This is a genomic window from Pseudomonas fuscovaginae SE-1 (assembly GCF_000364705.1).
Taxonomy (GTDB): Bacteria; Pseudomonadota; Gammaproteobacteria; order Pseudomonadales; family Pseudomonadaceae; genus Aquipseudomonas; species Aquipseudomonas fuscovaginae_A.
Map to the genome: position 1 here is coordinate 1 of NZ_AQOH01000100.1, position 15,101 is coordinate 15,101.

Genomic DNA, 15,101 nt, shown 5'->3' on the forward strand with positions numbered 1-15,101 from the left:
GTACCCGCCAGAACAAAGTAGTAGTCAGATGGCTCTATCTTGTCCAGTCTTGATAGCATTTCATCCGTAGTGTTTCCACCTTCACCAGCATGTCCGAATCCGAAAGTATCAGTGTGCGGCCCTGTAAATGTTACTCCTTTCACGCTCTGCGACAACATGCATCGGAAGTACCTGCCGTAGCTCCACCATGTGATGGAGTCGCCAAGCATTGTGAGGGTCTTACCTGTTTTCACCTGGGTCGTGTTGACTTTGTATATATTATGTCTTCCAGATGTAATAGGGTAATTACTTTCCTGCCAAGCTACATTATTTAAGTATATAGAGCTATCGGTTGTGTTCTTCTCGGTTATTCGGAAGTAGTATTGACTTCCGTTGTCATCTATTTTGTATAGATCGTCAGTTGAGAAGTATTCAGCGTATTCGGTTCCTTTTACTTTTATTGATCTGTTGTCAGATATTTTTATTTTTGGCGAGCCGATTAGCGTTTCTTCTTTTATTTTATATTCCTGTAGCTCGCACGACGGCATTACTTGCTCGGTCTTTTCTGGTATATCTGATTCTGAGTGCTCTGCGGCCGCCGTCGGAAAAGAGATTGGCGCTAGGAACATTGTGATGAAATAAAGATGTTTAATCTTGATCGTCATTTTGATTTAATCTTGATTAGGCTAAATGGCTGCATGCTACCCGCTTAAGGTAATTTAAAACATCTGTTTGGCACGAAGGAATTAGAATTTCATCGCAGGGTGCGCGCCGATTGGGCGAGAGCCAGGCGACAAGGTGCTATTTTCCATTGTTCTTGGGATGATTGAGTCAGCCCACTCCTGCATCATGGCGCGCCTTTGCTCAAGGTAGGTAGCGTGGTTGTACACGTCGCGGATCGAGTTACTGTCGGCATGGGCCAACTGACGTTCAATCCAATCCTTGTTGTAGCCTCGGCTGTTCATCTCCGTCGAGAAAAGATGCCGAAATCCATGAGGAGACTGGCGCCCGGTATATCCGCAACTGTCCAGCAAGTTGACGGCGTAGTTAATGCCGATCGGCCTTGCAGCATCGGAACGATTCGGGAATACGTACTTCATGCTACCGGATATCGACTGCATGGCCCGCAGAATATCGATGGCCTGGGAAGACAGCGGCACCGCGTGGTCGCGGCGCATCTTCATCTTGCCGGCTGGGATCGACCATGTGGCCGTGTCCAGGTCGATTTCGGACCACTCGGCTTTGCGCACCTCTGCTGGCCGACAGGCCGTGAGTATGAGCAGCTTGGTCGCGTATTGCAGCGGAAGGCCTGACTCGCTGCTCTCAATGGCCTTGATGATATTCGGCATCTCCGAGAAATCGAGGAACGGTCGGTTTTTGTGCGGGGCCATCTTCTCGGTGACGGCGTGCATTTCCGCCGTAGGGTTGTTCTCTATCATGCCTGTGGCTATCGCATAGCGGAAAACCTTTCCCATCCACTGCCTTGTCTTCACTGCCGTCGTAAGCGATCCTCGGCGCTCAATCCGGCGGATGAGGGTGATCACATCTGATCGCTTAATCGAATCGATCTGGCGCGCGCCGAACGACGGCAGAACATCAAGCTCCATCGCATTCGAAATGACTTTGACCGTTGACTCGGTCAGGCTACCCTTCCTAAATTCCAGCCACTCGTCATAGACGCGGCGGAATGTCTTCACCTGGGCGTCCATGCGCTCTGCCTTCTTTGCCCTCCTTGATTCGCGCGGGTCAATTCCCTGCGCAACCTCTTCGCGCGCCTCATCCCTCCGCGCACGCGCTTCCTTCAAGCCGATCTCAGGGTAAGTCCCAAGGGAGATCCTGGCCTGCTTGCCAAGCCAGGTGAACCTGAAGTGCCAACTCTTCACGCCGGTGTCGGCGATGTACAGCGACAGCCCGAGCGAGTCCGCAAGGGTGTAGCCCTTTTCTCGGGGTTTGGCCTGCCTGGCCGCGGTATCCGTGAGTGCCACTAGTACATTGCCTCATTGATCAAGGGTAGATGTACTGGATGATGTACTAAAAAAATCGTGATTGGTAGGGTTGTATCGGGACGATCCAAGACGACAAAGGCGCCGGTATGCGGGCGCCTTTAATGGTGTCGGTACTTGTCGGTTTTTGGCGGGAGCCCATAGTGGAATCTTTGAAGATTTCCACGGTATTGTCAGCTCTGAAGAATGCATGCAGCTGGGCAGTTTAACAGTTCCGCTACGGTAATGACCGATTCAAAGTGCCAGCAGGCGCTGCGCCAGTCCACCGTTATCGGTCAGTTCCAGAAACTCGTCGCCCAGCCGCCGGCTCTCGTCCATCGCCTTGCGCCAGTAGGCCTGGCGACTCCTGTCGTCGCCCATGAAACGCTTGAAGTCATTACGGTCCGGCAGCTTGCCGTAGGGCAGCCGGGCCAGGTACTCCCGTGAAGGCGCCAGCAGCAGGACATCCTGCAGACGGTCCGGGCTGCCGCGGCGCCATGGCAGGGTTTTGTCGAACCAGCCGGGGATGACCTTGTCGGTGAAATGTGGATACAGCACCACATCGTCACCGCTGTAGGGCAGGTCCAGGTGGTAATCGAGCAGCCCACCGTCGCGATAGGTGCCATGGCCGACGCCGGCGATGTCGCGGACCCCCTCCATGACCATCGGGATCGATCCCGAGGCCAGCAGGCCCTGGCGCAGGTTTTCCGCCGTCAGCGGCAGCAGGCGCGAGGGAAAGTCCTTCAGCGGCAGCAGGGGAGGGGAGAGACGCGGGTCATGCAGGATCACCCGCTCGAAATGCCGGGCCAGGCGCGCACGTCCCAGCAGGTTGTCGGCGATCACGGAGGACAGGCCCAGCCCGAGACGGCCACGATGATCGTCCGCCAGCAAACCATGGCTTTTGACGATGACCACGTTCAGCCGGTAGCGTTCGTTGCTCAGGATCGAGGCATCACGGCCTTCGAGCAGGTCATGCAGCATGCGTTCGCAACTGCGGCTGACCTCGGCCATGGTCACGCCCTTGGCAAAGCTCTGTTCGTTGTAGAGCTGCCCCAGCCGTTCGATTCCCTGGGCGGCATCCGGCAGGCAGGCACTGGCAAACCGCCAGGCGCCAATCGACGCGCCGATCAGCGAGCGTTCCCGTGGGCTGGCCGGCAACCATTGACCGAACAGCGCCAGGTCCAGTCCCTGGATGCCCAAGGCTTTCGGGCCGCCCGCTGCGCCAGGCAGGGTACCGACATCGGCGGCTTTCAGTCCGCCTTCGCGGATGCGTTGATAGCTACGCTTGCCAGCCTTGAGGGTCAGCGCGGGAAACTTGATATGGATCGCAGTCATACAGCTCTCGTTTTCGGGATAGCCGGATTATAGGGAAGGTTGTCGTGAACCGCTGGCCGTATCGGGAAAATCGCGGGCCAGCATAGGGACATGGGGCCGCCAGGCAAATTCAGTTTCGCTTAAGTTGAAGCGGTTAACGTGATGCAGGTAAATGGCCATTTGCCATGGAGAGCCCATGATAAAAGCCTTAGGCGCCGCGATGATCTTCCTTACCCTGGCAATCACCACCTGTGGCGTATCGGGACGGGATATTGCCGACGAAGAAGCGGCGAAACTGCAAGCGGCAGGTACAATCCTGTCTCTTGAGCAATTGACGGCCGTCGCCTTGGCCAGACACCCCGGTTCAGTCCTGGGTGATACCGAGCTGGACGAGCAATACGGCAACTACATTTACAAGGTAGAACTGCGCGACGCTCAGGGAGTTGAGTGGGATATTGAATTGGACGCCATCAGCGGTCAGGTTCTCAAGGACCATCAGGACAGGTAATGATCTTCAATTTGCGCGCCTGCGCTCTGCTGGCGCTGGCCACCCTATGTTCTCTGGCATGGGCCAGGGACCTGGATCAGGACGAGGCTCTGCTTCTGCGTCAGCAAGGGGTGATACTGCCTCTTGAACAGTTGTTGCAGCAGGCCATGGGACATCATCCGGGAGCGAAACTGCTGGAAGCTGAACTGGAGAGCAAGCATGGCCTCTATGTCTACGAAGTCGAGCTGCTGACCCAGGCCGGCGTCGTTCGGGAACTCAAGCTGGATGCCAGCAATGGCGATCTACTCAAAGACGAGGAGGATGACTGATGCGCCTGTTGCTGGTAGAGGACAACGTGCCCCTGGCTGACGAACTGCTGGCCGGGCTGGCGCGCCAAGGGTATGCGGTCGATTGGCTGGCCGATGGACGCGACGCGGCGTACCAGGGAGCCACCGAACCCTATGATCTGGTCATCCTCGATCTCGGTTTGCCCGGTCTGCCGGGGCTGGAAGTGCTACGCCAGTGGCGCACCGGCGGACTGACGATTCCGGTGTTGATCCTCACGGCGCGCGACTCCTGGGCCGAGCGGATCGAAGGGCTCAAGGCCGGTGCCGACGACTATCTGACCAAGCCCTTCCATCCGGAAGAACTGCAATTGCGTATCCAGTCGCTGCTGCGCCGTGCCCACGGCCAGCCGAACCAGCCGACCCTGAATGCCGCGGGCCTGCATCTGGACGAGGGGCGCCAGAGTGTCAGTCGCGAGGGTGCGGAAATTCAGCTGACCGCCGCCGAGTTTCGCCTGCTGCGTTACTTCATGCTGCACCCGGAGCAGATCCTCTCCAAGAGCCATCTGGCCGAACACCTCTATAACGGTGAAACCGAACGGGATTCGAATGTCCTGGAAGTGCACGTCAATCATCTGCGGCGCAAGCTGGGGCGAGCGGTGATCGAGACCCGCCGCGGCCAGGGCTATCTGTTCGGTGGAGCTGGCGGGTGAGGTCGATCCAGCGCCGCCTGAGCCTGGGCCTGGTCAGCGTGTTGCTGATCGTCGGCCTGATCGTGGCGCAAACCAGCCTCTGGTTGTTCGAAGTGGGCCTGCAGCGCTACCTGGAGGACGGCCTGCATGCCGACAGCGAGAATCTGCTGGTCGCCCTGGTACGCGGCCCCGACGGTCTGCAACTGGATGAGCGGCGCCTGTCTCCGGCCTATCAGCGACCGTTTTCCGGACATTACTTCCGAATCGATTTCGCCGATCATCACTGGCGCTCCCGTTCGCTCTGGGATCAGGATCTGCCGGTGCCGGAGCAACCGGGACTGCACGCCAACCTGCAATTGGGCCCGGAAGGGCAGATGCTGCTGGTGTTGCGCTCGGACTACCGGCGCCTGGGGCAGTCGATCAGCATCAGCGTCGCCCAGGACTACACGCCGGTCCGGGAAAGCTTCCAGTTGATGCAGCGTATCGGCCTGGGCATCGGCCTGGCGGCGCTGATCGTGATCCTGCTGCTGCAACGGGTCACCGTCCGCCGGGCCCTGCGCCCGTTGGAAAACGCCCGGGAACAGATCGCCCAGTTGCAGCAGGGCAAGCGTTCGCAACTGGAGACCCAGGTCCCTCAGGAGCTGGAGCCGCTGGTGGCGCAGATCAACCACCTGCTGGCCCACACCGAGGACAGCCTCAAGCGTTCACGTAATGCCCTGGGCAATCTGGGGCATGCCCTGAAAACCCCCTTGGCCGTGCTGTTGAGCCTGGCCTCGGATGCCCGGCTGGACGAGCACCCGGGGTTGCGCAAGGTATTGCGCGAACAACTGGAGCAGATCGAGCAGCGTCTGAGCCGTGAACTGAATCGGGCGCGCCTGGCCGGTGACGCCTTGCCCGGCGTACTGTTCGATTGCGACACGGAGTTGCCCAGCCTGCTGTCGACCCTGGGGATGATCCATGGCGAACATCTGTCGCTGAGTCACGCGGCGCCGCCAGGCCTGCAACTACCCTGGGACCGCGAGGACCTGCTCGAGCTGCTGGGCAACCTGCTGGACAACGCCTGCAAGTGGGCGGATGCCGAGGTTCGCCTGGGCATCGTTGAGACCGTGGGGGGGTATCGTCTGAGCATCGAGGATGACGGCCCGGGCATTCCCGAGCAGAACCGTGACGCAGTGTTCAGTCGCGGTACGCGTCTGGATGAGCAGACCACCGGGCATGGCCTCGGACTGGGTATCGTTCGCGATATCGTCGACGCCTGGGGCGCGCAGATGCGCCTGTTGAGCAGCCCGCTGGGCGGGCTGCTGGTGACCATCGACTTGCCGCGCAGGAACTGAAGCCCCGCCGGCCTGGCCTCAGACCCGGAACTGGTCCATCAGGCCCTGTTGCTGGTTGGCCAACTGGTTGAGCGACTGGCTGACTCGTGCCGATTCGTTGGCCTGTCCGGACAGCGACTCGGTGACATCACGAATGGTCGCCACGTTGTTGTTGATCTCCTCGGCCACCGCGCTCTGTTCTTCCGCCGCGCTGGCGATCTGCAGGTTCATGTCGGTGATCACCGTGACCGCGTTGCCGATCTGCTGCAGGGCGGTTACCGCCTGGCTGACCTGCTCGACACTGCCCTGGGCCTGGCGATGGCTGTTGCCCATGGAGCTGACCACCTCGCGGGTACCGCTCTGCAGTTCCTCGATGACCTGGCGGGTCTCCTCGACCGATTCCTGGGTACGTCGGGCCAGGTTGCGCACTTCATCGGCGACCACCGCGAAACCCCGTCCGGCCTCACCGGCTCGCGCGGCTTCAATAGCGGCATTGAGCGCCAGCAGGTTGGTCTGTTCGGCGATGGCGCGAATCACCTCGAGCACCGAGCCGATCTTCTCGCTGTTGGCCGCCAAGCCTTCGACCTGGCCCATGGCATCGCTCATGTCGGCAGCCAGGTGACCGATGCTGGCGGTGGTACGGTCGATCACGGTCAATCCCTGGCGGGTCGCCTGGTCGGCATCGCGTGCGGCCTGCGCGGCCTGGGCGGCACTGCGGGCGACATCCTGGGCAGTGGCGCTCATTTCGTGGGAGGCGGTGGCGACCTGGTCGACCTGGCGATATTGTTGCTCCATGCCGGCGCTGGTCTGGGTGGCGATGGCCGAGGACTGGTCGGCGGTACCGCGGGCGTCCTGAACCGAGCGCTTGACCTCGGCGATCACCGGTTGCAGCTTGTCGAGGAAACGGTTGAACCAACCGGCCAGTCGGCCCAGCTCGTCCTGCTTGTCGTAGTGCAGGCGGCGGGTCAGATCGCCTTCGCCACTGGCGATGTCCTGCAGCATGTGCGCCACGGCGAGAATCGGCCGGGTCACGCTGCGGGCGGTGAGCCAGACCAGCAGCAGGCCGATCACCGCCGCCAGCAGGCCGAGGCCGGATTCGATCAGGGTGCCGGCGGCGCCGCGCTCGTCGAGTTGCGCCTTGAGCGCCTCGGCCGGCCCCACCAGGACCTTTTCCGGCACATCGAGCAGCACGCCCCAGGGCTTGCCGCCGGGGATCGGCTGGAAGGGCGCGAGAATCTTCAGTTGCTGGTGGCTACGCAGCACCTGGGTCTGTGTGCTGCTGGCCAGTCGCTGGATCAGGCCGGCACCGTCGAGGGTATCGACCTTGTCCAGGCGCTGGCTGAGCTGGCTGGCGTCCGGACTGTAGCCGGCCAGCAGGCCGACCGGGCTGAGGATGCTGACGCTGGTCTGGCCGTCGTAGAGCTTGCTGCTCGCCTGCTGGCTGACCGCTTGCAGGCTGTTGAGGTTGATGTCCACCGACAGCGAGGCGATCACCTTGCCTTCGAACTGCAACGGAAAGACGATGCTGGTCATCAGCACGTTGTGGCCGTCGATCTCGTAGAAGTACGGCTCGATCACGCAAGGCTTGAGAGTGGTGCGCGGGCAGGTGAACCAGGTGTTGTTCGCTTGGCCGCTGGGGCCGGTGCTGGTATCGCTCATGTCGCTTTCCGGCAACGCCATGGAGGTCAGCTTGCCCGGGGTCGGTTGTGACCAGTAGAGAGCGAAGCGGCCTTTTTCGTTGCTGCCCAGCGGCTTCTGGTCGGCGAACAGTTCGTCCTTGCCGTCCAGCGCATTGGCTTCGAACACCAGGGACAGGCCCAGCAGGTCGGGGTTGGCCTGCAAAGCGGCCTTCACCTGACGGGTCAGGTCCTCACGCAGGTCGAAGGCATCGAGAAAGCGCTTCTGGGCCTGCTCGCGCAGAAACAGCACCTGGCGGGCGAAGCCGTTGCCGTACTGGTAGGCATCCATGAACTGACGGCGAATGATCAGCGCCTGGACCTCTCCCTGGGCCTCGATACGCGCCTGCGCCGCTTCATTGAGCATCTGCATGCTCGAGGCCTTGACCAGCTCCGAACTGTGCTCCATGCGATAGAGCGAGAGGCTGACCAGTAGCGTGACGATCCCCAACAGGCAGAGCCCGGCGAGCAGGGTGATCTTCCATTGGATGGAAAGCTGTCTGAGCGACATGTACCGAAGTCCTTATTCTTGAAGTGCAGAGATTTGGAAGGCTAACGGCAGGCCTGATTTTTTCTTTATTTGAATGTTCAAATAAAAAAATAACGACCTGCGTCAGCAAAGGGCGGCGTTATCCCACTGAATGGACATCGATGAAAATCGACAATACGTCGTAGACGGTCGATTTTCTGCCGATAAAACCGAGGATATTTCGGCATTTCCGGAGTGTGCACGGTGGGGCGGGCTGCTCAACTTTCCGCGCTCCAGGCCGTTAACCCGTTACCAGTCCAATAATAAGAGAGCATCCCCATGCGCCTGAGCCTCAAGGCCAAAGTCCTGTCCCTCGCCGTATTGCCGGTGCTTTTGTTCGCGGTGGTGATCAGCCTGACCAGCGTGCTGATCCTGCAGAACCAGGCCCGTCATGAGGTCGAGGAAACCCGCCAGCGGCTCATCGCCAACGCCCGGGCGACTTTGCAGAGCCATGTCGCCGTGGCGATGACCGCGATCAAGCCGCTCTACGATGCGGCGGCGCCGGGCGACCAGGCTTCCCGGGACCAGGTGATCAAATTGCTGTCGAGCATCAAGTACGGCAAGGACGGTTACTTCTTCGGCTACGACTCGCAGGTCGTCCGGCTGTTCAAGAGCGACAGTCCCGAGGGCCTGGGCAAGAGCTTCAAGGACACCCGTGACCCGAACGGCGTCTATGTGAACCGTGGGCTGGTGGAAGTGGCCAAGAATGGCACCCACTACCTGGAATACAGTTCGCCGCTGCCGGGCAACGAGTCGGTGCTGGTGCCCAAGCTGGGTTACACCGAGTACCTGGCCAAGTGGGACATGGCCATCGGTTCTTCGGTCAACCTCGATGGCATCGAGGCCCAGGTCGAAGTGGTCCGGACCAAGGTCAACGAACGGATGGAAGGCGTGGTGCTGAGCATCGTCGGCGTCGCCCTGCTGGTGCTGGTGGTGATTGCGATCGTGGGGATGATCGTGGCCAATACCATCCTGCGGCCGCTGCTGCTGATGAAAGCCAATCTGGACGATATCGCAGCGGGGGAGGGCGACCTCACTCATCGCCTGGCGATCACCAGCCAGGACGAACTCGGGCAATTGGCGGGCTCGTTCAACCGTTTTGTCGAGAAGATCCACGGCCTGGTGCGGCAGATTACCGAGATGACCGGCCAGTTGACCGGGTTGGTCAGCCAGGTTTCAGAGCAGGCGAACCGTTCGGAAGAGGCGATGGAGCGCCAGCGCCACGAAACCGACCAGGTCGCCACGGCGATCAACCAGATGTCCTCGGCGGCCCAGGAGGTCGCGCGCAGTGCCCAGGGGGCGGCGGTTGCGGCCCAGCAGACCGATGCCGAAGGCCAGGCGGCCAAGCGCGTGGTCGATGGCAGCATCGAGCAGATTCATGCGCTGGTGAAGGATATCCGCAGCAGCGGCGTGTCGCTGGACAGCCTGCAGCAGGACGTGACCTCGATCGTCAGCGTGCTCGGGGTGATCCGTTCGATTGCCGAGCAGACCAACCTCCTGGCTCTGAACGCGGCCATCGAGGCGGCCCGCGCCGGTGAAGCCGGACGTGGTTTCGCGGTGGTCGCCGACGAGGTCCGGGCACTGGCCAGCCGCACTCAGCAGAGCACCCAGGAAATCCAGGGCATGATCGACCGGCTGCAGTCGGGCACTCAATTGGCCGTCGAAGCGATGCGCCGCTCCAGCGAGGCCGGTGACGGCACTTCGGTGAAGGCCAACGAGGCGGGGGCGTCGCTGGATACCATCGCGCAACTGATCGGCACCATCAACGCGATGAATGCGCAGATCGCCAGTGCCGCCGAGGAGCAGACGGCGGTGGCCGAGGAGATCAACCGCAGCGTGCACCAGATCGCGGTGGCGGTGGACAACGTGGCGGACCAGACCCAGCAGGGCGCGCAGACTTCGCGCAGCCTGGCGGACCTGGGGCAGCGTTTGGGCAAGCTGGTGGGGCAGTTCCGGATCTGAGATCGGTGTTATCGTTCTTCGCGGATAAATCCTGCCCTCAGTCTTGAAGCCTTCCCCGGTGTACGACTCAACGCTGTGGGAGCAGGATTTATCCGCGAAGAGGCCACCGCCGCCCCGGTAGGCTTATGGACTGACCTGGATATCGCGCATCAGCAAGCCGAACTCCAGCTCCACCTGGTCCGGAATCGGCAGGTACACCGTGTGCCCATCCCCCGGCGCCACCTCGATCGCCTCGCCCGCGCTGTTGCGCAACTCTTCCAGATCAAAATGAAAGTTGCCCCTGGGCGTCATCAACTCCAGGTGATTGCCCAGTTCGAAACGATTCTTCACCTTGACCTCCGCCAACCGGTCGCGGCGCAGGCCGGTGAGCTCACCGACGAACTGCTGGCGTTCGGAGACCGAGCTGCCGTTCTGGTAGTTCTGGTATTCGTCATGCACGTGCCGGCGCAGGAAGCCCTCGGTATAGCCGCGTTGGGCCAGTGACTCCAGATCGGTCATCAGGCCGCGGTCGAACTCGCGCCCGGCCACGGCATCGTCGATGGCCCGGCGGTAGACCTGGGTGGTTCGTGCGCAGTAGAAATGCGATTTGGTCCGCCCCTCGATCTTCAGCGAGTGTACGCCCATCCGTGCCAGCCGCTCGACGTGCTGCACCGCGCGCAGGTCCTTGGCGTTCATGATGTAGGTGCCATGCTCGTCCTCGAAGGCCGGCATCGACTCTTCGGGACGGTTGGCTTCCTGCAGCAGGAACACCTGGTCGGTCGGTGCCCCGAGGCCGAGGGTCGGTTCTGGCTCGAAAGCCTTGACGATCTCGCCGGTGAGGTTTTCCTCGGCGGGCTGTGCGCTGTATTTCCAGCGACAGGCGTTGGTGCAGGTGCCCTGGTTGGCGTCGCGTTTGTTCATGTAGCCCGACAGCAGGCAACGCCCCGAGTAGGCCATGCACAGGGCACCATGGACGAACACCTCCAGTTCCATGTCCGGCACCTGCTCACGGATTTCCGCGATCTCCTCCAGCGACAGCTCCCGCGACAGGATGATCCGCGTCAGCCCCATCTGCTGCCAGAACTGCACGCTGGCCCAATTCACCGTGTTGGCCTGCACCGACAGGTGGATCGGCATCTGCGGGAAGTGCTGGCGCACCAGCATGATCAGGCCCGGGTCGGACATGATCAGCGCATCCGGCGCCATCTCGATCACCGGCGCCAGGTCCTTGAGGAAGGTCTTGAGCTTGGCGTTGTGCGGAGCGATGTTCACCACCACGTAGAAGCGCTTGCCCTGGGCCTGGGCTTCGCGGATGCCGAGGGCGAGGTTGGCGTGGTCGAACTCGTTGTTGCGCACCCGCAGGCTGTAGCGCGGCTGGCCGGCATAGACAGCGTCGGCACCATAGGCGAAGGCGTAACGCATGTTCTTGAGGGTGCCGGCGGGAGCCAGCAGTTCGGGGGCGGGGAAGGACATGGGCGGACCGTCGGCAAAAGCCGGCGAGATTAAAGCCTCCGCGCTCGGCTTTCATTGATCTGGATCCATACTTTGTGAACGAATCGCCGCGTTCGCCTGACTAACGCCAGGAGGGCCCTGGGCCCGGTGTTTTGCCGAAATGGACCGGACATGAACGAAGCCTCCCTGCACCACAAATGCCTGCTGCTCCTGCTGGTGCTGGTGACGCTGGCCTTCCTGTGGATTCTCCAACCGTTCTATGGCGCGGTGTTCTGGGCGGTCATTCTCGGCATCGTCTTCGCGCCCTTGCAGCGCCGGCTGCTGCGGCGGCTGAAAGCCCGGCGCAACCTGGCTTCGCTGTGCACACTGGGCGCCTGCCTGGTGATCGCGGTATTGCCGGTAATCGTGATTGGCGCCTTGCTGGTGCAGGAAGGTACGGCGTTGTACCAGAGCATCGAAAGCGGCCGCCTGGATATCGCCGGTCACGTGGCGCACTTCAAGCAGTTGCTGCCGGCCTCTTTCCAGCAGATGCTCGATCGCTTCGGCCTGGGCGATCTCGATGGCCTGCAGGCCAAGGTGGTCGAGGGCGTGACCCAGGGCAGCCAGTTCCTGGCCAGCCAGGCGGTCAGCGTCGGGCAGGGCACCTTCGAGTTCGTGATGAGCTTTTTCATCATGCTCTACCTGCTGTTTTTCTTCCTGCGTGACGGCCCGGAGCTGGTGCGGCGGATCCGTACGGCAGTGCCGCTGGCCGAGCAGCAGAAGCGTCGCCTGCAACTGAAGTTCAACCGCGTGGTGCGGGCCACGGTGAAGGGCAACCTGCTGGTGGCCGTGACCCAGGGGGCGCTCGGTGGGCTGATCTTCTGGTTGCTGGACATTCCCAGCGCGCTGCTCTGGGCGGTGGTCATGGCGTTTCTGTCGTTGCTGCCGGCGGTGGGGGCGGGGATCGTCTGGGCCCCGGTGGCGGTGTATTTCCTGCTCAGCGGGGCGATCTGGCAAGGCGTGGTGCTGGCGTTGTTCGGCGTGTTCGTGATCGGGCTGGTGGACAACCTGCTGCGGCCGATCCTGGTGGGCAAGGACACGCGCATGCCCGACTATCTGATTCTCATCAGCACCCTGGGCGGACTGTCGGTGTTCGGGCTCAACGGCTTCGTCATCGGGCCGTTGATCGCCGCCCTGTTCCTGTCCAGTTGGGGTCTTTTCACCGAGAGCAAGAAACGCGTGAGGCTGCCTTCCTGAGCGCTTTCAGGGAGGCCGGGCGTCCAGCCGCACCGCCTGCCCTGTAGGCGTCGGGCTTGCCCGCGAAAGGGCCCTCACGCCACACACATCACCTGAAGCTGTACGAAACCCCCGCGTACACGCCCATGCCTTCACCCGGTACCGAGCGTGCCGCGTCGGTGCCCTTGTCGTCGTAGCCGGGTACCACCAGCGCGGCATAGTGCTGGTGGGTCAGGTTGCGCAGGTCCAGCCAGGTCTGCCAGTCCTGCTTGGGCGAGGCGTAGCCCAGGGTTGCGCCGAACAGCGCATAGGACGAGGCATGGCGGGAGTTGGCGTAGTCCACGGCCATGCGCGAGGCCACCTGGGTGTTCAGGCCGACATGGATCCCGGTCGGATGGTCGTAGCGGATCTCGGCCTGGTAGTAGTGCTGTGGAATACCGGGCAGGCGGTTATCGCCGAAGGCCCGGTCATTGCGGTAGTGGAAATCGCTGAAGGTGTAGGCCTGGCGCAGGCTGACCTTGCCCAGGGCCGGGCGCTCCCACAGCAGGCTGTCGAGCCCGGCCTCGATGCCCTGGTGTACGGTGGGGCTGGCGTTCACTTCGCCGGTGATCGCTGTCTGGGACTGGGTAGCGGCCTGCATCTCCACGGTCAGCAATTCATGGCGCACCGCCGAGTAGTACCAGGCCAGGTCCCACTTGCCGAGCCACGATTCGCCACGGCTGCCCAGCTCCAGGGTGGTTGCGGTCTGGTTCTGAAGCTTGATCGGTGTGCTTTGCCGGCCATTGGAGGCACCATCAGCCAGGCCAAAGCGGGTTCCCGAACTCCAGATCAGCGACCACGGGTGTGGCGGCTCGACCGAGCGGCTCAGGTTGCCGTAAACCTGCAACTGTGGACTGAACTCGTAACGCAGGCCCACGCGCGGCGCGTAGTCCCAGTCATGCTGGCTGACCTTGCCGCCACTTGCCGGATAGCTCACGTCGCTTTCGCGGCGGGTGTAGATCATCGCCAGGCCGGTGGTCAGCCAAAGGTCGGGCATCAGTTCCAGGTCGTTGCTGGCATGCCATACGTTGTCCGAACCCTGGTAACTGAAATCGCGGGTCTTGGTGCCGACCGGGTATCCGGCGGTGGGACCGGTCGGTATCCGTACAGATTCCGAGGCGCCGCTGTTGGGCAGGTGCCTGGTGCTACGCCAACCGACGGTCGTCTTGCTCTCCAGGCCGAACAGTGTGTCACGACGGATGTAGTTCAGGGTGCCGCTCACATCGGTGTAGGCCACCTTGAGGCGGTAGGGCCCTTCGCGCAGGTCCATCGGGTAGTCGTGATAAACCAGCCCGATCTCGAGCTTCGAATCGTCGTCCAGGTACATCGTGGTTTTGCTGCCCAGCCAGGTGCTGCCCGGTTGCGGGCGGCTATCGTCGCGGCTGACGTAAGACGGGTTGGCCGAACGCGGATGATGCTTGATCTGGTCCTGGGTCACCCGCCCGGCCAGCTCGTTGTCGGTCTCGCGATAGCGCAGGTACAGGCGCGTCTCCAACTCCGGACTGAAGCGATAGCCGACATTCGCCGCGATGCCCTTGCTGCTGCCGCGAGTGTGGTCCTGGTAACCGTCGTAGTCCGAATCGGTCAGCGACACGTAGTAGTCCAGGTCGCCCAGTACCTGGCCGGAGCTGATCTGGCGTTTGCGATAACCGTAGCTGCCGGTCTCGTAGCGCACTTGCAGGGGCGCGGCATCCCGGCCGGTATGGGTGATATAGTCGATGGCGCCACCCAGGGCCAGCGAGCCCTTGTCGAAACCGTTGGCGCCGCGCAGCACTTCGGCACGGCTCAGCCACAGCGGCTCGAACAGTTCGTAGGGCGTGCCGCCGGGGCCGGTCAGCGGCAGGCCGTCGAACATCGTGTAGACACCCGAGCCGTGGGCGCCGGGTGCGCGGTTGATACCCGAGCCACGAATCGACACCTTGGTGCCGTCGTTGCCGGCCGACTGGGCATATACCCCCGGCTGGTAGGCGAGCACATCCTGGTTGCTGGCGACCCGGCCGTTCTCCACCTTGCTCAGATCGATCAGGTTGCTGGCACCGGGCACCTGCTGCAACTGCTCGCGGGCCTCATCGATCTCGCTGACCTCTTCGCCGCGCACCTGCACTTCGCCCAACTCGACGGAAGCGGGGGCGGCTTGCAAGGGCGTGCTGCACAAAAGGGCGAGAGGGAACAGGGAAGAGGGGAGGGCGGTGCGCATC

General features: G+C 62.0%; 12 protein-coding genes and 2 pseudogenes. 7 read left to right on the top strand and 7 right to left on the bottom strand.

Annotated elements, in window-relative coordinates; all coding sequences use genetic code 11:
- The 3 genes from K675_RS32980 to K675_RS0111225 all read right to left on the bottom strand — a co-directional run.
- The coding region (locus tag K675_RS32980; RefSeq protein WP_157383927.1) for a hypothetical protein at positions 1–644 on the bottom strand (644 nt) is incomplete at its 3' end.
- Positions 645–725: 81 nt separating this feature from the next.
- Positions 726–1,964 carry a tyrosine-type recombinase/integrase gene (locus tag K675_RS0111220; protein ID WP_017903618.1) on the bottom strand — a complete coding sequence of 413 codons (1,239 nt, stop codon included), beginning with the start codon at positions 1,962–1,964 and terminating at the stop codon, positions 726–728.
- Between the two features lie 252 nt (positions 1,965–2,216).
- Positions 2,217–3,296 carry a hypothetical protein gene (locus K675_RS0111225; RefSeq protein ID WP_017903619.1) on the bottom strand — a complete coding sequence of 360 codons (1,080 nt, stop codon included), beginning with the start codon at positions 3,294–3,296 and terminating at the stop codon, positions 2,217–2,219.
- A gap of 178 nt (positions 3,297–3,474) precedes the next feature.
- Between K675_RS0111225 and K675_RS0111230 the strand changes: the two genes are divergently transcribed.
- From K675_RS0111230 to K675_RS0111245, 4 genes are read left to right on the top strand one after another with little or no spacing between them, the layout of a single operon-like run.
- Entirely contained in the window at positions 3,475–3,783 is a 309-nt protein-coding gene (locus K675_RS0111230; RefSeq protein WP_026145106.1) for a PepSY domain-containing protein, read from the top strand.
- Positions 3,783–4,091, top strand: a complete 309-nt coding sequence (locus K675_RS0111235; RefSeq protein WP_017903621.1) for a PepSY domain-containing protein — start codon at positions 3,783–3,785, stop codon at positions 4,089–4,091. The genes K675_RS0111230 and K675_RS0111235 overlap by 1 nt, the downstream gene beginning before the upstream one ends.
- Complete coding sequence (locus K675_RS0111240; RefSeq protein WP_017903622.1) at positions 4,091–4,759, top strand: response regulator transcription factor; 669 nt, start codon at positions 4,091–4,093, stop codon at positions 4,757–4,759. Before K675_RS0111235 ends, K675_RS0111240 begins: the two co-directional genes overlap by 1 nt.
- Positions 4,756–6,072 carry an ATP-binding protein gene (locus K675_RS0111245; RefSeq protein WP_017903623.1) on the top strand — a complete coding sequence of 439 codons (1,317 nt, stop codon included), beginning with the start codon at positions 4,756–4,758 and terminating at the stop codon, positions 6,070–6,072. Before K675_RS0111240 ends, K675_RS0111245 begins: the two co-directional genes overlap by 4 nt.
- Positions 6,073–6,090: 18 nt before the next feature.
- On the opposite strand, the gene K675_RS34115 is transcribed toward K675_RS0111245, so the two are convergent.
- A complete protein-coding gene (locus K675_RS34115) occupies positions 6,091–6,846 on the bottom strand; it encodes a methyl-accepting chemotaxis protein (RefSeq protein WP_420066333.1) in 756 nt (251 codons plus the stop codon).
- A 102-nt stretch (positions 6,847–6,948) separates the two neighbouring features.
- Positions 6,949–8,238, bottom strand: a pseudogene (locus K675_RS34120) (HAMP domain-containing protein); the annotation flags it as partial.
- 297 nt (positions 8,239–8,535) lie between these two features.
- On the opposite strand from K675_RS34120, the pseudogene K675_RS34125 reads away from it, so the two are divergent.
- Together K675_RS34125 and K675_RS34130 are read left to right on the top strand one after the other, a co-directional pair.
- Positions 8,536–9,360: pseudogene (locus K675_RS34125) on the top strand (cache domain-containing protein); the annotation flags it as partial.
- 102 nt (positions 9,361–9,462) lie between these two features.
- Positions 9,463–10,218: a methyl-accepting chemotaxis protein gene (locus tag K675_RS34130; protein WP_420066334.1), complete on the top strand. Its 756-nt coding sequence runs from the start codon at positions 9,463–9,465 to the stop codon at positions 10,216–10,218.
- Between the two features lie 123 nt (positions 10,219–10,341).
- On the opposite strand, the gene yegQ is transcribed toward K675_RS34130, so the two are convergent.
- Complete coding sequence (yegQ, locus tag K675_RS0111260; protein ID WP_017903626.1) at positions 10,342–11,670, bottom strand: tRNA 5-hydroxyuridine modification protein YegQ; 1,329 nt, start codon at positions 11,668–11,670, stop codon at positions 10,342–10,344.
- Positions 11,671–11,820: 150 nt separating this feature from the next.
- Between yegQ and K675_RS0111265 the strand changes: the two genes are divergently transcribed.
- Positions 11,821–12,885 carry an AI-2E family transporter gene (locus K675_RS0111265; protein WP_017903627.1) on the top strand — a complete coding sequence of 355 codons (1,065 nt, stop codon included), beginning with the start codon at positions 11,821–11,823 and terminating at the stop codon, positions 12,883–12,885.
- An 88-nt stretch (positions 12,886–12,973) separates the two neighbouring features.
- Here K675_RS0111265 and K675_RS0111270 read toward each other — a convergent pair whose 3' ends face one another.
- A complete protein-coding gene (locus K675_RS0111270) occupies positions 12,974–15,100 on the bottom strand; it encodes a TonB-dependent receptor family protein (protein WP_026145107.1) in 2,127 nt (708 codons plus the stop codon).
- Between the last annotated feature and the right edge of the window lies 1 nt (position 15,101).

Coding starts and splice junctions, on each gene's coding strand:
- K675_RS34115 (WP_420066333.1), bottom strand. CDS start 6,846: ATGGAGCAACAATATCGCCAGGTCGACCAGGTCGCCACCGCCTCCCAC.
- K675_RS0111265 (WP_017903627.1), top strand. CDS start 11,821: ATGAACGAAGCCTCCCTGCACCACAAATGCCTGCTGCTCCTGCTGGTG.
- K675_RS0111235 (WP_017903621.1), top strand. CDS start 3,783: ATGATCTTCAATTTGCGCGCCTGCGCTCTGCTGGCGCTGGCCACCCTA.
- K675_RS0111270 (WP_026145107.1), bottom strand. CDS start 15,100: ATGCGCACCGCCCTCCCCTCTTCCCTGTTCCCTCTCGCCCTTTTGTGC.
- K675_RS34130 (WP_420066334.1), top strand. CDS start 9,463: ATGGAGCGCCAGCGCCACGAAACCGACCAGGTCGCCACGGCGATCAAC.
- K675_RS0111240 (WP_017903622.1), top strand. CDS start 4,091: ATGCGCCTGTTGCTGGTAGAGGACAACGTGCCCCTGGCTGACGAACTG.
- K675_RS0111225 (WP_017903619.1), bottom strand. CDS start 3,296: ATGACTGCGATCCATATCAAGTTTCCCGCGCTGACCCTCAAGGCTGGC.
- yegQ (WP_017903626.1), bottom strand. CDS start 11,670: ATGTCCTTCCCCGCCCCCGAACTGCTGGCTCCCGCCGGCACCCTCAAG.